Origin of the sequence: Pseudoalteromonas sp. C2R02, from assembly GCF_018860845.1 — a bacterium.
Classification (GTDB): Bacteria; Pseudomonadota; Gammaproteobacteria; order Enterobacterales; family Alteromonadaceae; genus Pseudoalteromonas.
The window spans coordinates 351,714-373,003 of record NZ_JAHKQC010000013.1; the positions used below are offsets into that span (position 1 = coordinate 351,714).

Below are 21,290 nucleotides of genomic sequence, written 5' to 3' on the forward strand. Positions count from 1 at the left end.
AGTTAAAAAAACTGCCTGAAACCCCTATATATCGTGTTATCATTGCAACGTTTTTATAAAGTTAACCACGGATCCCCTATGAGCACAGCTTTAACACCTGAAATGATTACCACTATCAGTCAATATGATATTGAGAAACGTTATAAATATCTGATCAAAGAAGTCGTTAAAAACCAATCTATTTGGATTTTAACTGATGAACATGGCTGTGTGATGTTAAATACTGACGATGAAGACTGTGTACCAGTATGGCCAAATCAAGCATTTGCACAAGCATGGGCAACAGGCGATTGGGATGAGTGTAAAGCAAAAGAAATTGATTTAAAAACATGGCATGCACGTTGGACTCATGGTTTAGAAGATGATGATTTAGCGATTGTTGTATTTCCAAACATCGAAGAAGACGGCTTAGTTGTATTTCCTGACGAATTAGACTTTGAACTTAAATCACAAAACAAAAAAAACAAACAACATCAAAGACGTTAATTTCAGATCATATATCGCTTATTACTTAACCTATGGTAGTCAAATGCCATAGGTTTAAGATAAGTAATGCTTATTTTTAATAAATCCTGCCACCTTTGATCATTTTATTTCACCGTTCAACACATTATTACTTTGAAAATTAAGAATGCATCTATTATTTGTCCACTTCAATTAAGGGGATATTCAAAATGGAACAATTTCTAACAACATTGCAAAACTTAACTTTTATTCAATACGCGACATTTATACCGTTATTTTTGATCATATATTTTATTCCAACAATTTTGGCTTATTTCTTCAATAAGCAAAATCTTAAAATAATTGCGATAGCTAATGTTCCTGCTGGATTTTCAATGTTAATTTGGTTTGCGCTCATTATTTTTTCTATTACGGGTAATGCATCAGATAAGCTGCTAAAAAAATTAAAACTAAAAAATAACGAAACAAAACAAGCCTAAGTTTTATAGCTTAATTAATGTATTTATGGGTTAATTAAGCTTGATTATTTCATTGCTATAATAGAACATTTTTTGACAAGCTATCATTTAGTCCCATACTTGAATAAAACCAAGCTATATTGGAATCAAATGCCAACGCAAAAACAAGCTGATCCATTAAAGCAATTTAAAATTGCAACGCTTAACTTACTTAACTATGCGTGCCCTCCTTATAGTTATTATCAGTTAGATGAAAACTACTCAGCCACTCAATGGCAAACTAAAAATGCTTGGTTAAAAGCACAGTTATTACATATATCTGCTGATGTTATCGCATTTCAGGAAGTTTTTAGTTTCGATGCATTAACTGAGTTTACTGCCTCATTAGGTTATCAGCATATTTGTAAAGTAGATGATGCTACAAAAGCAAAAAATTGTGAGTTTACTTATATCGCACCTGTTGTTGCATTGGCATCTAAGTATCCCATTATCCAAGTTGAGGCTGTTTCACCAGATATTACGTTATTAAAACATTTAGGTTTACCTGAAGACTTTTCTTTTAGTCGTAAACCAATCAAGGCGTTGATAAAGCTGCCTAACTTGGGTTGTATTCGCATCTATGTTTTACATTTAAAATCCAAACGTGCTACTAATTTAACTGATTTCGCAAATAACAAAATACCTGAAAATAATTTTTACGGCGAAGCCCTAACTGATACTGTTGGCCGCTTTGTATCACAAGAGCAAAGGTGCTTAGAAGGCATGTTAATTTTTCATGATGCGCTTCATGAGCAAGCTAATAACCCCTTACCAAGTATTATCTTAGGTGACTTTAATGATGAGCTTCATACCAGCGCCTTATCTGTTATTTTTGATAGTTCTGAAGACAACCCTAAAACAACACATTTAAATTTCAATGATGCGTTTAATATTTCAAGTAACCCTGATACATCAGAAAAACCTTTTACGTTATTTTATGAAGGCAATGGCAAAGTATTAGATTATATCTTAGTATCAAATGAATTTAACCCTGCTATTAAAGATTGTAAAATCAATGAATTAAGTTATCACACGTTAAATCAACACATTCAAACGACACCTCTAGATAAACATAAAACAAATAGCGATCATGCATTTATTTATATTCAATTTTCAGTAAATGATGGCTAAAACTGTGCGACCAGATAATTTTAGCTTATAATAGCGCTCGAAATTTATTAATTAGGGTCGACAATGAGAACATGCGGTGTTGAAATAAAAGGAAGTGAAGTCCTTTTATGTTTATTAAGTAAAGATAATGACGTTTTTGATATCAGAGATGTACGCCAAACACGCTTTGTATTAAGCAATGCAAATGATACTGAAGAAGTACGCAAATTTCAGTTTGATTTCGCAAAATTAATGCATGATTATCAAGTTGATACCGTTGCTATTAAACAAAGACCACATAAGGGTAAATTTGCAGGCGGTGCTGTTGGTTTTAAACTAGAAACTGCAATCCAGCTGATCCAAGATTTAGAAGTAAACCTTTTAAACCCAACTGAAATCAAAGAACAACTTAAGCGTAATCCTATGCCTATCGAATTTGAAGAAACGGGTTTGAAAAAATTCCAAGAACCTGCTTTCATTAGTGCATATATTGACTTAACAATTAAAACTTACCACAAAGACGAAGCATAAATTTTTTTTAAATATCGTTAGTTTTAAAACAAAAAAAGCAGTGATTTAAATCACTGCTTTTTTATGTCTAAATGAAATTATTTAGAGTATGCTTTTGGCATATCTGACTTTTTCATATAACGTTCACGAAGTTTATCTTGGCGCGAATCAGTAGTCACTTCTTCACCACCAATCCAAAGTGTTTGTACATTTGAACTTAACTCAAATGGATCTGCACTCCATAAAGATAAATCAGCGGCTTTACCAACTGCAATTTCACCTGCATTAATGCCAAACATATTCGCGATATTTGCAGATACCGCTTTAACAGCACCTGATTTACTCATACCATTTGATACTGCATTACCTGCATCAAAACGAAGTTGATATAAGTTATGGCTGCTATCACCAGAAATGGTTAAACCAACTGTCACGCCTGCTTTTTCTAAAATGCCCGCATTTTCAAGTGATGCATTTAAAGAATCAAAACTTCCAGGCAAGTTATCCATAGCACTAATGATTACAGGTACTTTCGCTTGTGCAAGTTGCGCTTTAACAGCTACCGCATCGCCAGCATCAGCAATGATTAAGTTTAAAGAGAATTGCTTTTTAAGCTTAATAAGCTGTAATAACTCTTGCGCACGTGAAGCACGTATAATTAACGGTTTTTCACCTTTTAATAAGGCAGTTAATATCTTTTCTTCTTTAGATGGATCTTTTTTATCTGCTTTTTTAGCCGACTTTGCTTTTACTAATTTCTTTTTCTGACCTTCAAGTTTATCTATTAGTTGCGTCAAAGTATGCGCACGAGAGCCTTTACTTTCAGAGCCTAAGTTAACTAGAACAGCCACTTTGCTTGTTTGAACACTATTAAATTCACCGCTCAAATCAACAACAGAAGCAAGACCTGCAAAAATGCTATCACCACCACTTGGTACGATTACATCTCGGGTGATACCACCTTTACGCGCATATGGTATAAGTGATGATTTTGGATTAAATGCAAGACTAGGATCAAAAGTAATATCTGCTTTTTTGTGGCCTGCATCACGAGACCGAGAAACAGCACCAACTTCAACTAAACCTAATTGATTCATAGAACCAATAAAACCTGGTGTTAAAATTTTACCTTTTGCATCAATACGGTTATCAGCGTTTACAGTGTTTGGGTTGATAGCGGTAATTTTACCGCCTTCAAAAACAACCGTAGCGTTCTCTAAAACGCCCTGCTCTGTTGCTGTATAAATTGTTGCATTGGTAATTGCAGTTGACGCAGCCCACGCAGAAGAACAACTTGTTAACGCAATCGCTAGAAGTGATTTTTTAAGTACTGATTTATTAAATCTTTTCATTATATTCTCCTCTTAATGGGTTTTAACTGCTGTTGGCTGGCCTAACATAAAGTCACTTTTTGCTTGATATTTTTCATCAAAACGGTCGTAAACTTTTGCACCATCGATAAATACTTGTTCAGCTTTAGCATAAACACTAAATGGGCTTTGATTCCAAATAACCACATCAGCTTGTTTACCTTTTACTAATGAACCTGTTTTATCTTCAATACCTAAAGATTTTGCAGCATTTTGAGTGATCCAAACGATGGCATCTTCTTCTTTTAGCTCAAAACCATTTTCATTAGCACGATACATAACCTTGCCTGCTTCTTGGTTTAAGCGCTGAATCGTTGTATCTGAATCAGAATGCACAACAGCACAAGAGTTTTTAACTGCATTTACAACAGCAACATTCTCTTGGATCATGTCATACGCTTCCATTTTGAAGCCCCACCAATCTGGCCACATAGCAGCACAGTTACCATTTTGTGCTAATAAATCAGAAATTTTATATGCTTCAATTGCATGATGGAAGGTACCTGAGTCGTAGTTAAACTCTTTACCTAAATCTATCATCATTGCCATTTCTTCAGCTTTATAACAGTGATTGTGAATTTTAATATCACCATCTAATACACCTTTTAGGGTATCAAGCGTTAAATCACGCTCTGGTGCAGCAGGGTTTTTACCTTGTGCATACTCAGATTCGTATTTTTCCCAAGCGCGCTTATATTCTGTTGCTTCAATCCAAGCATTTCTGTAACCAGCCATATTACCCATACGTGTAGAAGGCGTTACCTTGCGGCTACCGTAAACGCGTTTCGGATTTTCACCACATGCCATTTTTAGACCATACGGTGCTTCTGGATATTTCATACCTTGCATTGTTGGAGAAGGTACATTTTTAAGCGTCACTCCGCGGCCACCAATTAAATTACCTGAACCAGGTAAAATTTGTAAAGAAGTAATACCACCAGCACGTGCAGCATTAAAACCTGGGTCTTGTGGCCAAACTGAATGCTCAACCCAAACTTCTGCAGTCACAGGGTTAGTCATTTCATTACCATCTTGATGTGATTCAACAGATGGGCTTGGATAAGCACCTAGATGTGAATGTACATCAATGATCCCTGGTGTTACCCACTTACCATTTGCATCAATTGTTTTTACGCCTGATGCTGATAAATTTTTACCAATTGCTTCAATTTTGCCATCAACCAATAATACATCGGCTCCATCTAAACGCTCGCCTGTCCCCGTAAGTACAGTTGCGTTTTTAATCAGTGTTTTTTCTGATGGCATTGCTTGGTATGAGCTTGGGTAAGGGTTTTTATTAAAAGATACTTTAGCATCTTGAGGACCTGAATCTTGACATCCGACTAATGCAGCAGTCACAGCTAGCACTAATATTGAAGGAGCAAATCTTTGCATTTTTGTTATTCTCCGATTGATTTTGCAATACTTTATCTAAATGTGTTTCACAATGTAACTGTTAAGCGGTAATTCGACATGAAATAACGATAACTGTCATAATTCTAAATTGATGAAATGTGTATTTGTAGTATCAGTAAAAATAGAAAATTTCACAATGCTCGCGTAATTAATTTTGATCTTTTGCTGGCAGTTAGCATTAGGACTTTTTATATTTAAAACATTGGCTATCATTTGCCTGATCACGCCACTATGCGTCACTATGAGTATTTTTTTACCCTTATGTTTTGATAAAATATCAATCAATGCCGTATTTACTCTGTTTGAAAAATCTTTAAGAGATTCTCCATTAGGAATTGAATTATTCCAAGGGTCACTTAAATACTGCTCAGCCTGCGAATTTCTGTGCTTAAAAAGTTCAGAATAGGGTTTTCCATCCCAATCACCAAAGTCGATTTCTGCTACCTTATCATTAGATATAAATTGAATTTTTTTGCTTTGGGAGAATTCTAATGCAAATTCAGCACAACGTTTTAATGGTGAAGAGAACACAATATCAACATCTAGCTCACTTGCACTTTTTTGCATCTGTAACTTGCCCTCAGAGCATAAAGGGTCATCGGTTTTACCTCTGAGCTTTTGACCTCCTTCAGGTAAACCGTGTCTCATTAAGTACAATTGACTATTCATTTTTAAGCTCTAAAGCAATACCTGCGACCGTTAAGGTTACCCTATCACATACTTTCGCAATATCTTGATTTAACCAACCTTGCTCATCACAAAATACTCTTGCTAGGGCATTATCAGGGGTGATTGAAAAGCCAACTTCGTTACTTACTAAAATAATAGTGGCTTTAGATTGAGATAAAGCATGCAAAAAGTCAGTTTTAAACTGTTGCCATTCATTCGCTTTATAATGCAAACAATTATTTAACCATAAAGTTAAACAATCAATTAATAAAGTATGGTGTATTTGATTGTGTGTTAATAAGATTCTCTCCAAATCTAAAGGCTCTTCTACCAATTGCCAATGACCGGGGCGATCATTTTGATGACGTAAAATTCGATTTTTCATTTCATCGTCAAATGCCTGTGCCGTTGCAACGTAAATCACATTTTTTGACAATTGATTTGCTACTTTTTCGGCATGGGAACTTTTTCCAGAACGCACACCACCCAAAATTAATTGTTTCATATACTATTTTTATTAATATCAATGAAGTGTAGCCTAGCAAATAATTAAAGGACTTTAAAATTGATCACTTGAGATAATTTAAATTATCACTACTATAAGCAAAAATTATTTATCAGTTGCGACTTTATGCTTTTTACCGATGAACAAATCCAGAACAAAATTGACCTAAAAACCAAACCAATTGGCGCTTTAGGACAACTTGAATCACTTGCCAAACAAATCGCATTAGTACAACAGACAGACAAAATATCAATAAATAAAGCAAGCATGCTTATTTTCGCTGGTGATCACGGTATTGCCAAATATGGTATTAGCATAGCGCCAAGTGAAGTGACTACTCAAATGGTGCAAAATTTTTTACATGGTGGCGCAGCAATTAATTGTTTAAGTCGAACTTTAGGTTGGCATTTAAATATCATTGACTGCGGTATTTTAACAAAACTCTCCCACCCTGATTTAATAAATCAACGATTAGGCAATTGTACGCATGATATTTCAACCTCACCTGCAATGACACTTGAACAAGTTGAAACTGGAATAAAATATAGTGAGAACTTAATTAATAAATTACACTCAGATGGATGTAATACTATTGGTTTAGGTGAAATGGGAATAGGCAATACATCATCTGCCGCTGCGATTTGTGCCGCGATACTTCAAAAGCCAGCATCTGAACTCGTTGGCACAGGTACAGGCATTAATGATAAACAATTAATATTAAAGTCCAATTTAATCCAAAAGGCATTAGATAGAATTAACAGCCAAGATGTGATTGAAATACTTCAAAATTTAGGTGGATTTGAAATTGTGCAATTAGTTGGCGCAATTTTAGCTGCTGCAAAAAACAAAATGCTGATTGTCATAGATGGTTTTATTGTGACATCAGCGGCTTTAGTTGCTTTAAAGATAAATCCAAATGTTAAACAATTTCTGGTATTTGCACATTGCTCACAAGAGCAAGCCCATAAAAAAGTCCTCGAATACCTTAATGTGACAGCTTTATTAGATCTTAATTTAAGATTAGGTGAAGGTAGTGGCGCAGCATTAGCATTACCTTTACTACAATCATCTGTCAGTTTTTATAACGATATGGCAAGCTTAAGTGATTTAGGCATAGAAATATGAGTTTCCTGCGCGAGCAATTTATTATATTTATTATCGCTATTGGTTTTTTAACGCGTATTCCCATAGCCCATGTCAATTTTACAAAAAGTAGATTGAATAAAGCTGCCAGATACTTTCCTGCAGTCGGCATGCTTGTTGGTTGCTTATGCGCACTAGTGTATTTTATTACGATTCAGTTTCTCTCTAAAGATATCGCAATAATTTTAAGCATGATATTTGGATTTTATGTCACAGGTGGATTTCATGAAGATGGGCTTGCCGATGTCTGTGATGGTTTTGGCGGTGCTAGTGTCGGTGATAATCAAATACACAAAAAACTATCAATAATGAAAGATTCATCTATTGGCACTTTTGGTGGTTTGGGCCTATTTAGTGTTTTACTATTAAAGTTTTCATTATTATCAGCACTAAATGAGCCTATATATGCGATGATTTTAATGCATACACTGAGCAGAGCAGTCGCCACCAGCATTATCTACAGTTTAAATTATGCAACCGCTGATGCGGTCACAAAAACTAAACCTTTAGCCGAGCATTTAAACTTAAAAGATTTAATATTTATCGTAAGTTTCAGTGTTTTAATACTATTTGGCTTCGGTATCTTTTATATTAGTTTTAAAACTACAGTTACATTAATGATTATATTGGCTTTAACACGTCTCATACTTATTAAATGGTTTTATAAACATTTAAGAGGTTATACAGGTGACTGTTTAGGTTTTGCTCAGCAAACGACAGAGATTATGGGTTACATCACACTATCAGCTACGCTACTTGCTTTATAAAAAAGGGATAAACATGACAGATAAAAATGAACGTCATAGTGAAAGACAACAAAAATTAAAAGAAACCGTCGATACTAAAATCGCTAATGCACAAACAGTAAAAGGGTTAGTATTAGTTATTACAGGCAATGGTAAGGGTAAATCGACTGCGGGTTTTGGTACCGTGGCACGCGCTGTAGGGCATGGTTTAAAGTGTGCCGTTGCTCAGTTTATTAAAGGGACATGGGACTGTGGAGAACGTAACCTTTTAGAGCAACATAATGTTGAATTTCAAGTAATGAAAACGGGTTTTACTTGGGAAACTCAAAACAAAGAGACTGATACCGCAGCTGCCCAAATTATTTGGCAAGAATGTAAGCGCATGCTTAAAGATGACGCTATAGATGTTGTTTTATTGGATGAAATTACTTATATGGTGTCGTATAACTACATTGAATTGGATGAAGTAATAGAAGCAATTGAAAATAGACCAAAAATGCAGAGTGTTGTGATCACAGGTCGTGCAGCACACCGTGCGTTAATTGAGTTAGCTGATACGGTATCAGAAGTAAAAAATGTAAAACATGCTTTTGATTCTGGCGTTAAAGTATTAAAAGGAGTTGATTGGTAAGTAACCTCAGGTTGAATAGAAAGCCTACTCTCTATTAAAGCCATTATAAAACCCTATAAATAAATTATAGGGTTTACATCAAAAACAGCTTAAATAAGCGCTGCGGCTAAACCAAATAAACCACCAAATACCCCGCCCCATACAACTAGCCAGCCTAAATGCTTTTTGATCATGGTTTGGATAATCTCTTTAACCATTTTAGGTGTTAATTCTGCTAATCGAATATCTATAATTTCAGATACTTTGTCTTGCATATCAGCGATTACACTAGGTTGCTCTAATTGTTCTCGTAATAACTCACTAAACGCTTCAGATTCTGTGATATCTATCATAGACCCTTTCATTTTTTCAATAAAAGGGTCTTTTAAAGGCATTAATGCTTCAGTACCACCAAACATAGCAAGCATACTGCCAAAAGACGATTTTTCTACAACATCAACCAAAGTATCAAATGCAGGCGCTAAATCAACTTTTTCGATAATAGGCGATAGTTTGAATTGATGCGCTTTACCGTCTTGCTCTGACATAAAGTTATCAATATTTTCTTTAGTGAAAAACTGCTCCATCATCATCACTTTAATTGCTGATTTAAATTGTTCAAAATTAGCAGGGATCACACCTGAACCATATAAAAGTGGTACTTTTTCAAAAAGCATATGTACAGCTAACCAATTAGTGAACGCACCGGACAATGCAAATAATCCAACAGACAAAATAATTGCTTGCCCTGAGAAGAATCCCACTAATGCTAAAATTAATGCTAACGAATTAGTTACTACACTCTTATTCAAGATCACGCTCCAAAATATAAAATCTTTTGTGTGATTTTAATCATATGCTTAGCATGTCACAAGCTATCAATTTGTTATTTTTAAAAACTATGCTTAATTAATATTTATTTGCCATACTCATATAAGAAATGACCTGACTTTAAACTTTAACTGATAAAGTGAGCGAATAATGTGGCACGCAATATCAAAGCATATTAGTGAAAAATTACATTTCAATTTTGTAATTCAAAACAAACAACAAATTAGTTCAAATATCAACTACCCCAATTTTAAGATCAGTGACGGCACCCACCATTATTTAGTTAAATTAGCGCCTCTATCAAATGAAGAGAATTTCGATTGCGAAGCGTATAATTTAAAAGAGCTTACGAACGAAAGTGTGTTTTTCATACCTGATTGTATCTGCTCAGGTAAAACCTTATCCCATAGCTATATTGTATTAGAATGGTTAGATTTACACACAGATGTAACAAACGATTGGTCTAAGCTAGGTGATTTACTTGCAAAGATGCATAAAAAGCATGATCAAGCTATGTTTGGCTGGCAACATGACAACTTTATTGGCCATACAATACAACCAAATCAATGGCACAAAAATTGGTGTTATTTTTTTTCAGAGCAAAGAATTGGTTGGCAATTGCAGTTATTACAAGAAAAAGGCTTTAACTTTTGTAATATTGAAGAAGTGATAGCTTTGGTCAAAACCAAACTGCATCGACATAATACTGTACTACCGAGTTTATTACATGGCGATCTTTGGCGTGGCAATATTGGATTTGTGAATAATCAACCCGCTATTTTTGATCCTGCTTGTTATTATGGTGATCGTGAAACAGATATCGCATTTACCGAACTTTTTGGTCAATTTCCTGAAGCCTTCTATACTGCCTATGAATCCCATTATCCATTACAAAAAGACTACCATTTAAGAAAAGATATCTATCAGCTTTATCATTTACTCAATCATGCAAATTTATTCCAAGGCCGCTATCTTATTGATGTTAAGGAACGTATAGAATCTATTTTTGATCTAGGATAAATCAGTAATCAAAAATAATTATGTTTATTTTATTTATCTGCAATAGCAAACTACACTTTAATTATTGCGTTAAAAGCAACTAAGTGAGTAAGTTATGAAAGACCATAAAATGCAGAGGATCAGTTGCCCACATTGTGGTCATCATGTTTTGGTTGAAGTTGATACGACTAGTGGCGATCAGGACTATTATGAAGATTGTGCTGCATGTTGTAACCCTATTCACTTAAACATGCATATTGATCGCGCATATAACAAAGTAGAGTTACATATAGATAATGACAATGAATAGAGGTTATTCATTGTCATCTATTTAGTTAAGTATTATTTTTCATATAACGTTCAACCGTATCTATTATTGTATAAGTTTGCTGATCAACTTCTATGTTTATTAAGTCGTTAATTTTTGACACCCCTAAGTTTGTAATTTTTAAGGTTTCAGGGATTAAATGTACATAAAAGCCCGAATCATCTACGTCACCTACGGTTAAACTAGCGCCGTTAATACTAATGAACCCTTTATGCATGACATATTTTAACCACTTAGGCGCTAAATTAAATTTAAAGCTGCAATTATCGCCATTGAAATCTATATCACTTAATACCGCTGTTGTATGAATATGACCTGAAACAATATGCCCGCCTAGCTCAGTACCAAAACAAACTGAACGTTCAAAGTTTACTTTCTTACCTTGAACTAAATCACCTAAATTAGTTAATCGTAAGGTTTCATCAATCACATCAAAGTAAACTTGCCCAACGACATCCCGTATTCCCAATTCAAAATGAACAACAGTAAGGCAACAGCCATTAATAGATATACTTGCTCCTAAGTCTAATCGTTGAAGGTATTGACCCGGAACTGATAGCACAAGCCTTTTTATACCTTCTACTTCACTGACTGAAATGACAGTTGCTTGTGTTTGAACAATACCCGTAAACATTTTATTTCCCTAATACATATAAAATTAGAATATAATCCGATTCTCCTTATTTTTTACCCGATAGGCAAGCATGAAGTTTTGTCCGTGGGAAGCAAAATATTTGCTTCGACTCGCTATTCCCGTTTTTTTTGCACAAGTAATACTCGTTCTGATGGGCGTTGTTGATACTATAATGGCAGGTCAAATTAGCCAGTTTGATTTAGCGGCATTATCTATTGCATCTGGATTATGGAACCCAATTCTGCTCAGTTTACAAGGGATCCTACTCGCACTTACAGGCATTGTTGCACATCATTATGGCGCAAAAAAAACCACTGAAATCAGAACCCAGTTACATCAAGCATGCTATTTAGCGCTTATTTTATCTGTAGTCGGATTATTTTTGATCAACCAACTCCATTATGCTGTTAATTATATAAAAATGGAGCCTCAAGTATCAAAACTGACACTTGACTATTTGAATTTCGTAAAATGGGGCTTACCTGCATTTTTAATTTATTGTACTTTTAGAAATGTATCTGAAGGCATGACGCTTACTAAGCCGGCACTCTATATCAGTATTATAGGTTTGGCAGTTAATATTCCCGCGAACTATATATTTATACATGGTGAATTTGGTATGCCAGCCTTAGGTGGTGCAGGCTGTGGTATCGCCACAGCCATTGTATTTTGGTGCATGGCAGTTAGCCAAGTTATCTACACTTATTGTAGTAAAAAACTCAATGGTAAATTTTTGCTCAGCCAATTTAGTCCTCCTCAATTTTCACAAATATACAGTATTTTTAAAATGGGCATTCCAATTTCGCTAGCAACCTTTTTTGAAGTGACACTATTTGCCTGCATCCCATTATTTATTGCTAATTTAGGTGCAGTTGTCGTATCGGGCCATCAGGTGGCGGCGAGTGTCTCTACGGTCCTATTTATGATGCCTTTGAGCCTTTCAATGGCAATTTGTATCCGTGTTGGTAATTTATATGGACAAGCACAATATGAAAAATTGAGAAGTACGATTTTAACCAGTTTCTTATTAGCTATTGGTATTGCCTGCATTGTTGCTTCAATTACTTTTATTGGCAGAAATTGGATCAGCGATTTGTATTCTGATGTACCAGAGGTTATTGCTTTAGCATCTGCTATTTTAGTTCTGGCTTGTTTTTATCAATTACCTGACGCACTACAGGTAGCCGCAAATGGTGTATTAAGAGGCTTAAAGCACACAGCCCCGATTTCATATATCACTTTTATTTCATATTGGTTAATCGGTTTTAGTATTGGTTATGTATTAGCTAAAACGGATTATATTGTTCAAGCGATGGGCGCTCAGGGTTTTTGGCTCGGGATCATAATTGGGTTAACTGTCGCTTCACTTTTGATGTTGTATACAGTAAAAAAGCGTCTTTCGATTGCTCCATTTAATAAAAATAGCTGAAATAATATAAAAACTAATATTTGTTTAAATATTAACTGGTTCGTATATGTAACGAATAAAAAAACAGCAAACAAACTATTAAACTCAAATGTTACTTGATCCCAACTAAAAGTCGCTATATATTAGCGGCTTGTTGAGAGGTTACTGCCTTAAAATATATTGCTCGCTTAACTCAGTTGGTAGAGTGCCGCCATGACATGGCGTAGGTCACTGGTTCAAGTCCAGTAGCGAGCACCATTTTTATATTTATACTAAGTATTTTCATCAAATGCATTATATGCTCGCTTAACTCAGTTGGTAGAGTGCCGCCATGACATGGCGTAGGTCACTGGTTCAAGTCCAGTAGCGAGCACCATTTCTAATTTTCATTATGGCCCACTTTCTTATTATATATTAATCATAAACTATTTATGCTCTTTTTAACCGGTTTAACTTCGAGTTAACTTCTAACTTGGATATAACTGCTTTGTACTTTTCTTTATCAACGTTCTTAGCATTAGGTTCACATCCTTTCGGCATGTAATCAATTGGCGCATCAATCAATATTTTAATGACTTTCTCTTTATTGAGCTCAGATATAGCATTATTTAAATCATTAATAACCTTTTTGATTTCGACCCATGAAAGGCTTTTCTCATAAGCACTTAAAATTAATTTATGCTTTGTCTTTTGTACGTTTTCGCCTATTAATAGCTCTTCATACAACTTTTCACCAGGACGTAAGCCAGTACATTCAATTGAAATATCTCCGTTAGGGTTAATTTGATCCTTAATCGTCAATCCCATTAAATGAGTCATTTTATATGCAAGATCAATAATTTTTACAGGCTTCCCCATATCTAACACAAAAACATCTCCACCTTTACCCATAGAGCCTGCTTGTAACACAAGTTGAGCCGCTTCAGGAATAGTCATAAAATATCTGATTATATCAGGATGAGTTAGCGTAATTGGACCAGAGTTCTTTATTTGCTCTTTAAATAAAGGAACTACAGAGCCGGAAGACCCTAATACGTTGCCGAATCGAACCATTGCAAAACGAGTTTTATGTTCTGTTTTTGCTAAGCCTTGTAAAACTAATTCAGCTAACCTTTTTGTAGCACCCATGATATTTGTTGGACGCACAGCTTTATCAGTTGAAATTAGTATAAAAGTTTCTACTTCACACATTACCGAAGCCAAGGCTAGTTCATAAGTACCCATTACATTATTCGATATACCAGCAAATATATTATTTTCGACTAAAGGAACATGCTTATATGCTGCTGCATGGTAAATCGTATTGACCCTATTATCACTTATTATTTTAGACATTAATTGAGCATTTTGAACATTACCAATAACAGGTAAAATCTCTATATCAAGTCGAGCTCCTTTTTTCATTTTATTCAATTCTTGATCAATTTCATAAAGCGATGCCTCGCTAATATCAACTATAATTAACTTTAATGGATTTAAGACTAAGATCTGCCTACAAAGTTCTTTTCCAATAGAGCCTCCTGCACCTGTGACCATGACCGTTTGGTTTAAAATATTAGCGTTCAACAATTCAGGAATAGGTAAAACTGCTTTTCTTCCTAATAGTTCATCAATAGAAATTTCTCTAAGTTCATCAATTGTTCGTTTTCCAGAAACAATATCCGAGAAACTTGGTATAGTTAAAAGTTCTAAAGCATGGGGCTCTAAAAGTTCAACAATTTGTTTCATACGAATAGGATCAACTTTAGAAACGGCAATTAATACTTTGAACTGCCCATATTTATTTATTAATTTTTGAATATGGTCCAATGGTAAAACTTTTACACCTGATACGGATCTACCTTGATAACGTTTCTTTTCATCGATGAATGCTAGTGGTTGGTACTTATTACCAGATGAAAGCACTCTAGCGAGTTCTACTCCTGTACTGGAGGCCCCATATATCACAACCCCTTCTTTTTGATCAAACCAATGTTTTTCTACGATAAATCCAACTATAGCTCTTGCACCGCAAATTAAAATACTAGAAAATACAAAAAATATAATAGGAACTGATCGAGGGACAAATGCTGAAAATGTGAAGCTACTTAAATAAAATATCAAGCTTGATATACATAATAAAGTTAAAATATTCATTGCAGATTTAGCGTCAAAATACCTGATTACTGTTCGATATATGCCAAAGACATAAAATATAACAAGTGATGTAATAGATACAGTGAGTAATACAGCTAGCTCCGGCCACGAAAACTCCACATTAGAAATATTCATGCGAATAAAATAAGCTAATAAAAACGAAATTATAATGGCTGTTAAATCATAGCATAATGCCAGTAGTAACTTGATGGGGCTTGGAATAAGATCTATACGTCTAATCATTTAAAACAACCTTACTTTATTATCCTTAAATCCTTTTAAGTAAATTTTAATAATAAAGTATTATTGCAACATTTAGTTACAATGTCACCAACTATGTAGCTATTTTGTTGACATTACTTTGTATCTCATTGAATGTTTCGGTTAATTTCTGACAAACATGTAACATTTGGTGATTTGTTATATTAGGGTGTACTAAAAACATTAAACTAGTATTCCCTAATAGGTGAGCATTTGGTAGAGGAAATTTCGGAGCGAAGCCCGTATTTTCAAAAGCTTTTTCTTTATAAACCTCAGAACAACTGCCAGAAAAACATGGAACTCCTACTGAATTTAACTTTTTTAAAATATAATCTCGAGTAAGCTGACTTTCAGGATTTTTATTTTCAATAAAAACGTAACACTTATAAAATGCATGTTGTATATACTTAGGTTGAGCTGGCACTCTAAGAAAAGAATACTTTCTACAAATTTCAAAAATTTTATTGCTATTTTCAGTTCTATTAATATTCCAATCTTTCATTCGATTTAGTTGGATCCGCCCTATTGCTGATTGCATTTCTGTTAAGCGCCAATTTGTACCAAAAGAATCATGTAACCACCTATAGCCAGGAGGATGCTCAGTTTCGTAAACTGCTTTATAAGATTTTCCATGATCTTTAAAAGCCCAGGATTTCCGCCATAATTCTTCTGAATTAGTCGTTAGCATTCCTCCCTCTCCTCCTGTAGACATAATTTTGTCTTGGCAAAAAGACCAAGCCCCTATATGTCCAAAGCTTCCGACCGATTTTCCTTTAAATTTAGCTCCATGTGCTTGAGCACAATCTTCAATAACAAAAATATTTTTTTGATTTGCTAACTCCATTATTTCATCCATTTCACATGGCCAACCAGCTAAATGGACACAAATTATCGCTTTAGTATTTTTTGTCAGTACTTCAGAAATACTTTCCGTACAAATATTTTGAGATTCTAGATTTACATCTGCAAAAATTGGCGTGGCACCGCAGTTAATAATACTGCTGACTGAAGCTATAAATGTCCTTGAAGTAACTATAACCTCATCACCAAATCCAATATCCAAACTTTTAAGTGCTAAATCTAAAGCTAATGTACCATTAGCGACAGCTACGGCATATTTACAGTCACTAAACAAAGCGAACTCATTTTCGAACTTACGCCCTTCTTCACCCGTCCAATAATTAACTTTATTTGATAGCAAAACAGAAGAGACTTTAGCTGCTTCTTCTTTAGTAAAATTCGGCCACGGAGATAAATTTGTATTTAACATATATAAACTCTTAATTAATACTCATAAAAAGGTCATTCAATTTGTCTTAAAGGGTTACCTACATAAACACCTTTTATGAATACATTTTTAACTACAACAGATCCCGCGCCTATTATGATGCTTTCACCAATAGATATTAACTCCCTTACACAACTAGCAATTCCTACCCATGACATGTTACCAATTTTAACACCACCAGCTAAAGATGCATTTGGACTGATATGTACACCACAACCAAGAAAGCAATCATGTTCAATCACAGAATTACTATTAACTATACAAGACTTACTTATATAGCTAAACGCATTTACAATCGCGCCAGCCATAACGACAGAGCCTTGCTCAATAGTACTAAATGAACTCACGGTAGATTTGGGATGAATGACAGTAGCAATTACAGCACCATTAGCTTCCAGGACAGCTTGTTTCTTAAATCTAGTTTTATTATCACCGATTGCGACAATGACATGATAGTTATTTAAATCAATGATTAAATCCAAAGTACTACCGATAACAGTCCAACATTCTAATTTTTTTTTATCTGGATAAGCATCATCAAAAAAGACAATTTCATCCCAAGCTCCTGACTCAAAAGCGGCATCAGCTACAACTTTGCCATGACAACTTGCTCCTAAGATTGCCAATTTAGTCACACCTATCACTCCTCCGGCTACTAGTACCTTTAAACTTTGCCATTGTAGCTTCGCCTTCAGATGAAATGCCTTCCCTAAGAAGTACTTTCCTCACTGTTAAAAGTAATATTTTCAAATCTAGTAAAAAGCTTTGGTTTTTTACATACCAAATATCTAATTCAAACTTTTGCTCCCAACTAATTGCATTTCGTCCATTGATTTGAGCCCAACCAGTAATACCAGGACGTACCTTCTGACGTTTTGATTGCTCGAATGTATATAATGGTAAGTATTCTACCAATAAAGGCCTTGGACCAACTAAGCTCATATCCCCTTTAAAAACATTCCAAAGCCCGGGTAATTCATCAAGACTAGATGATCGTAGTTTTTTACCAAAACTGGTTAATCGGTCTTCATCCTTTAATAAATTTCCTGAATTATCTTTAACATCTTTCATACTTCTAAACTTTATAATTTCAAAAATTTCAGAATTAAGGCCTGGTCTTTTTTGCCTAAATAAAATTGGGGAGCCGAGCTTATTTAATACTAATATAACTACAACTAAAATCACAGGAGATAAAAGAACAAGAGCAAAAAATGCGACGAAAATATCAAAAGAACGTTTAATCAAAGGAACTCCTAAATATAAAGTTAATTATTACAATGTGTTAGATTTATAAAAATCTAAAAATGAACCCAATATAAACTCTTCAGAAAAATCAGCGCGGACTCTAGCACGTGCGTTATTACCTAATCTGTGGAGTTCTTCTTTATTATCTTGTAATTTATTCATATGACTTGCTAAGGAGCTTACATCATTCACTTCATGAAGCATCCCTGTTTCACCATCTATAATAGCATCCGTCAAACCGTAAATGTTAGTGGCTAATGAAGGCAATCCACATGCAGCAGCTTCTAATATAACATTCCCAAAGCCTTCCCTATGACTTGGTAAGCATAGTAAATCAGCCATTGAAAAAAATGATGTAATATCGTTAGCAAAGCCACAGAATATAATTTGTGAATTATTAATATATTGTAGTAAATTGTCTTCATCTACTCCCACTATAACTAATACGCTATTAGTATTTTTAGATACTAAATCGAAAGCTGTAAACAACTCAGGTATACCTTTATCTACTTTAAGCCTTCCTGCATATAGATATACGAATTCATTATTTTTTAAATTTAATTTAGCCCTAATATTTAAGGCTCGGTCTTCAGAATACTTAAACTTTTCTAGGTTTATACCAGAAATAGAGCCTTTACCTAATACAGCGCTCTTCTCAGATGAAAGTACATTATTTTTTATTAAAAATTCTCTTTGAGAAGGGCTATCAACTAAACTGAATGAAGCTAATACCCCTATTAATTTATCAAATAGTCTTAATACAAAGCGAAAAGGCCCTTTTTTTGTAGCCCAAACTTGGCCTGTAAATGTATGGAACCTGAATCTTACCCCAGTTAAAAATGCAGAAACCTGCCCTATTAAACCTGCTTTAGGTGTAAAAGTATGGACTATATTAAATTTATGTTTTCTAATTAGTTTGCATATCGAAAACAAAGCAAACATATCAACTAATATATTTGGGTTTCTTTCTAAAGAAACAGCATGCAGAGTAACTCTTTTTGGAATAAAATCATAAATTTCTCTCTCAGAAAAATTGGCTATTATATGCACTTCATTTTCAATAGCTAAAGCTTTAATAAATGGCGATAAGAATGCTTTGATAGTTAGAGGTGAAGAAACGATAAATACAATTTTTTTCATTATTTGGCCTTTAAGTTAGGAATATTACTTAACTCTTTAACTATAAAGTCCCGCCATTCGCTTACCTGAGGTGTTTTGCGGTTTCTGATATTTATTAGTTTATTAATAAAACCCAATCTATGAAGTATCATTGTAATAAAGATCTTAAAATTGATAATCACAGTAAATGTTAATTGAGTTTTAATAGGTATAATATCTTTATAATTGAATTTAATAATATTTAATTGATTTTTATAAGAGTTTATTATTTTGTTGTAATCAGTGCTACTTTCTTCTCTATAGAAATATAATGGTTCCTTAATAAAACCAACTTTAAAGTCATTTTTAATAGTCGCATCTAGCCATAATTGATAGTCTTCCATCAATTTAGCAGTTTCATTATATCTATTTCTGACATACCAATCCTTTCTAGCCATGATAGATGCATGAGCAACTTCTGTTTTCCCATAAACGGCTGTGTTAATTGATGTATTTAATCTCTTATCTTGAGTCGGTAATCGGAAAGAAATTAGATCATCAGTATTAGAAATTGAGCAAATTCCAGTTGACACTAAATTAATATCTTTATTTTTATTTAAGTATTCGACTTGTTTAATAATTCTATCTGAAGCAACTAAGTCATCGGCATCCATTCGGGCAATATATTCCCCTTTAGCTAAATCAGTTAATTGATTTAGCCTACTTGGTAATCCTAAATTTACTCCATCCGATATAATACGAATTCTATTATCCGAAAAAGATTTTGCTACCTCTAAGGATCCATCTGTAGAACCATCATCTAAAAGAATCAATTCAAAATCTAGAAAAGTCTGATTTAAAATCGAGTTGATGCTTCCTCGGAAAAAAAAACCAGGGTTAAAGAATGGAATGCCTATTGTTACTTTCATAAATACTCAGATATTAAAGGATTAAAATAATAAGGTACTAAATTACTAAATGTACTTGTTGTAAAATAAAAATATAACGTCATAAAAGTTGCGCCATATAATAATATCAGAAATTTAATTTTATTATTTTTAAAGCTATATATTGATATAGGTAAAATGAAAACAGATACTTGGCTAAAATACAAACTAAACCTTAAGAAACCAGAAGGGTTAACTTGTAATAATAGTGAAATAATATTAATTAGAGTGCCAAAAAAGAATAAAGTAAACCCTAAATCATAAAGTTTAGAATCAATTGAGTTGATTTTTTTGCAAACATAAAACCAAAAAAATAATATTATATTAAAAGCATTGGTTACGACACCACCTGAGCTATTCTGTTTTTGAGAATACCCACTATATCGACTATCAACTTCAGATACCAAGCTTACAACTTCATTGAACATTAAAAAACAGATAATAAATAAGAATGAAAATAAAGCAAACTGCTTAAAATCTAATTTTTTGACAAATAAAAAATATAAAGGTATGCAAATAATAATACTCTTGTGAAATAAAAAACCAACAAGGATGCAAATAGTATATCTAGCAAAGGATTTATCTATCAGGAACTGAATTGAAACAAAAAATATAGCGATGGCAATACCTTGTCTTGCACCATTAAAATGAAACAAATACGGACCCATAAGTAATAGTACCAATAAAGAACTCACTTTATATGGTGATAGCTTAAAAATAGTGGAATAGTATGAATAAACAATAATAATAGAAATCAAAAAAAAGATTATAAAGTAATCATCACTAAAAAAATGACCTATATAGTTTAGGTACCAAAAACCAAATTCACCTTGAGCAAGTGTATAAAAAATTACATTATCAAAATCTTGAATATTGTTAAAAATCGATACATAGTTATGGCTATCCGTTCCGACTCCGACACTCCTAAAAGTTGAAAGAAATATCAAAAAAGATGCAGATATACATGATATTATAATTGAAATGCTTCTACTTTTTAAACAAAGAGTCGTTCTACTCAAAAATAAAAAAAATAATGATGCAAATATAAACGTAAAATAAACTACCAATAAAAAA

23 protein-coding genes and 2 tRNA genes are annotated in these 21,290 nt (G+C 33.7%); 12 read left to right on the forward strand and 13 right to left on the reverse strand.

Annotated features, from left to right (window positions below; genetic code table 11):
- Window positions 1-78: 78 nt before the first annotated feature.
- From KO527_RS04385 to KO527_RS04400, 4 genes are all read left to right on the forward strand, one after another.
- On the forward strand, window positions 79-486 hold the full coding sequence (locus KO527_RS04385) for a DUF2750 domain-containing protein (protein ID WP_216039144.1): 408 nt from the start codon (window positions 79-81) through the stop codon (window positions 484-486).
- A 188-nt stretch (window positions 487-674) separates the two neighbouring features.
- Window positions 675-944, forward strand: a complete 270-nt coding sequence (locus tag KO527_RS04390; RefSeq protein WP_216039145.1) for a superinfection immunity protein — start codon at window positions 675-677, stop codon at window positions 942-944.
- Window positions 945-1,073: 129 nt separating this feature from the next.
- Entirely contained in the window at window positions 1,074-2,093 is a 1,020-nt protein-coding gene (locus KO527_RS04395) for an endonuclease/exonuclease/phosphatase family protein (protein WP_216039146.1), read from the forward strand.
- 63 nt (window positions 2,094-2,156) lie between these two features.
- The gene (locus tag KO527_RS04400) at window positions 2,157-2,603 is read left to right on the forward strand and encodes a DUF3010 family protein (RefSeq protein WP_216039147.1); all 447 of its coding nucleotides are present in this window, start codon (window positions 2,157-2,159) and stop codon (window positions 2,601-2,603) included.
- 77 nt (window positions 2,604-2,680) lie between these two features.
- Here KO527_RS04400 and KO527_RS04405 read toward each other — a convergent pair whose 3' ends face one another.
- From KO527_RS04405 to cobU, 4 genes are all read right to left on the reverse strand, one after another.
- Entirely contained in the window at window positions 2,681-3,934 is a 1,254-nt protein-coding gene (locus KO527_RS04405; RefSeq protein ID WP_216039148.1) for an amidohydrolase family protein, read from the reverse strand.
- Between the two features lie 12 nt (window positions 3,935-3,946).
- Window positions 3,947-5,347, reverse strand: coding sequence for an amidohydrolase (locus KO527_RS04410; RefSeq protein ID WP_216039149.1), 1,401 nt, complete (start codon window positions 5,345-5,347; stop codon window positions 3,947-3,949).
- Window positions 5,348-5,443: 96 nt separating this feature from the next.
- Window positions 5,444-6,037, reverse strand: a complete 594-nt coding sequence (locus KO527_RS04415; protein WP_216039150.1) for a histidine phosphatase family protein — start codon at window positions 6,035-6,037, stop codon at window positions 5,444-5,446.
- Window positions 6,030-6,542 (reverse strand): bifunctional adenosylcobinamide kinase/adenosylcobinamide-phosphate guanylyltransferase, encoded by a 513-nt coding sequence (gene cobU, locus KO527_RS04420; protein ID WP_216039151.1) that lies wholly within the window; start codon window positions 6,540-6,542, stop codon window positions 6,030-6,032. The genes KO527_RS04415 and cobU overlap by 8 nt, the downstream gene beginning before the upstream one ends.
- Window positions 6,543-6,668: 126 nt before the next feature.
- Here cobU and cobT point away from each other — a divergent pair, with 126 nt between their 5' ends.
- From cobT to cobO, 3 genes are read left to right on the forward strand one after another with little or no spacing between them, the layout of a single operon-like run.
- A complete protein-coding gene (cobT, locus tag KO527_RS04425) occupies window positions 6,669-7,667 on the forward strand; it encodes a nicotinate-nucleotide--dimethylbenzimidazole phosphoribosyltransferase (protein ID WP_216039152.1) in 999 nt (332 codons plus the stop codon).
- Window positions 7,664-8,452: an adenosylcobinamide-GDP ribazoletransferase gene (locus tag KO527_RS04430; protein ID WP_216039153.1), complete on the forward strand. Its 789-nt coding sequence runs from the start codon at window positions 7,664-7,666 to the stop codon at window positions 8,450-8,452. The genes cobT and KO527_RS04430 overlap by 4 nt, the downstream gene beginning before the upstream one ends.
- Window positions 8,453-8,465: 13 nt before the next feature.
- Complete coding sequence (gene cobO, locus KO527_RS04435) at window positions 8,466-9,062, forward strand: cob(I)yrinic acid a,c-diamide adenosyltransferase (RefSeq protein ID WP_216039154.1); 597 nt, start codon at window positions 8,466-8,468, stop codon at window positions 9,060-9,062.
- Between the two features lie 89 nt (window positions 9,063-9,151).
- On the opposite strand, the gene KO527_RS04440 is transcribed toward cobO, so the two are convergent.
- Window positions 9,152-9,853 carry a DUF445 family protein gene (locus KO527_RS04440; RefSeq protein ID WP_216039155.1) on the reverse strand — a complete coding sequence of 234 codons (702 nt, stop codon included), beginning with the start codon at window positions 9,851-9,853 and terminating at the stop codon, window positions 9,152-9,154.
- A gap of 169 nt (window positions 9,854-10,022) precedes the next feature.
- Here KO527_RS04440 and KO527_RS04445 point away from each other — a divergent pair, with 169 nt between their 5' ends.
- Window positions 10,023-10,892, forward strand: coding sequence for a fructosamine kinase family protein (locus tag KO527_RS04445; RefSeq protein WP_216039156.1), 870 nt, complete (start codon window positions 10,023-10,025; stop codon window positions 10,890-10,892).
- Window positions 10,893-10,986: 94 nt separating this feature from the next.
- Entirely contained in the window at window positions 10,987-11,181 is a 195-nt protein-coding gene (locus tag KO527_RS04450) for a CPXCG motif-containing cysteine-rich protein (RefSeq protein WP_095367746.1), read from the forward strand.
- Window positions 11,182-11,206: 25 nt separating this feature from the next.
- Here KO527_RS04450 and KO527_RS04455 read toward each other — a convergent pair whose 3' ends face one another.
- Window positions 11,207-11,833, reverse strand: coding sequence for a riboflavin synthase subunit alpha (locus tag KO527_RS04455; protein WP_216039157.1), 627 nt, complete (start codon window positions 11,831-11,833; stop codon window positions 11,207-11,209).
- A gap of 70 nt (window positions 11,834-11,903) precedes the next feature.
- Between KO527_RS04455 and KO527_RS04460 the strand changes: the two genes are divergently transcribed.
- The 3 genes from KO527_RS04460 to KO527_RS04470 all read left to right on the forward strand — a co-directional run bounded on the left by KO527_RS04460 (window position 11,904) and on the right by KO527_RS04470 (window position 13,617).
- Window positions 11,904-13,262 carry an MATE family efflux transporter gene (locus KO527_RS04460; protein ID WP_216039158.1) on the forward strand — a complete coding sequence of 453 codons (1,359 nt, stop codon included), beginning with the start codon at window positions 11,904-11,906 and terminating at the stop codon, window positions 13,260-13,262.
- A gap of 161 nt (window positions 13,263-13,423) precedes the next feature.
- Window positions 13,424-13,499: transfer RNA gene (locus KO527_RS04465), tRNA-Val, on the forward strand.
- Between the two features lie 42 nt (window positions 13,500-13,541).
- Window positions 13,542-13,617 (forward strand) — tRNA-Val (locus KO527_RS04470).
- A gap of 53 nt (window positions 13,618-13,670) precedes the next feature.
- Here the strand turns inward: KO527_RS04470 and KO527_RS04475 are convergent.
- From KO527_RS04475 to KO527_RS04505, 7 genes are all read right to left on the reverse strand, one after another.
- A complete protein-coding gene (locus tag KO527_RS04475; RefSeq protein WP_216039159.1) occupies window positions 13,671-15,620 on the reverse strand; it encodes a nucleoside-diphosphate sugar epimerase/dehydratase in 1,950 nt (649 codons plus the stop codon).
- Window positions 15,621-15,711: 91 nt separating this feature from the next.
- Entirely contained in the window at window positions 15,712-16,908 is a 1,197-nt protein-coding gene (locus KO527_RS04480; RefSeq protein WP_216039160.1) for a DegT/DnrJ/EryC1/StrS aminotransferase family protein, read from the reverse strand.
- 32 nt (window positions 16,909-16,940) lie between these two features.
- Window positions 16,941-17,561 carry an acetyltransferase gene (locus tag KO527_RS04485; RefSeq protein WP_354668599.1) on the reverse strand — a complete coding sequence of 207 codons (621 nt, stop codon included), beginning with the start codon at window positions 17,559-17,561 and terminating at the stop codon, window positions 16,941-16,943.
- On the reverse strand, window positions 17,554-18,168 hold the full coding sequence (locus KO527_RS04490; protein ID WP_354668603.1) for a sugar transferase: 615 nt from the start codon (window positions 18,166-18,168) through the stop codon (window positions 17,554-17,556). Before KO527_RS04490 ends, KO527_RS04485 begins: the two co-directional genes overlap by 8 nt.
- A gap of 30 nt (window positions 18,169-18,198) precedes the next feature.
- Window positions 18,199-19,311: a glycosyltransferase family 4 protein gene (locus KO527_RS04495; protein WP_216039162.1), complete on the reverse strand. Its 1,113-nt coding sequence runs from the start codon at window positions 19,309-19,311 to the stop codon at window positions 18,199-18,201.
- Complete coding sequence (locus KO527_RS04500) at window positions 19,311-20,198, reverse strand: glycosyltransferase family 2 protein (protein ID WP_216039163.1); 888 nt, start codon at window positions 20,196-20,198, stop codon at window positions 19,311-19,313. The genes KO527_RS04495 and KO527_RS04500 overlap by 1 nt, the downstream gene beginning before the upstream one ends.
- Window positions 20,195-21,283, reverse strand: a complete 1,089-nt coding sequence (locus KO527_RS04505; RefSeq protein WP_216039164.1) for an EpsG family protein — start codon at window positions 21,281-21,283, stop codon at window positions 20,195-20,197. Before KO527_RS04505 ends, KO527_RS04500 begins: the two co-directional genes overlap by 4 nt.
- Between the last annotated feature and the right edge of the window lie 7 nt (window positions 21,284-21,290).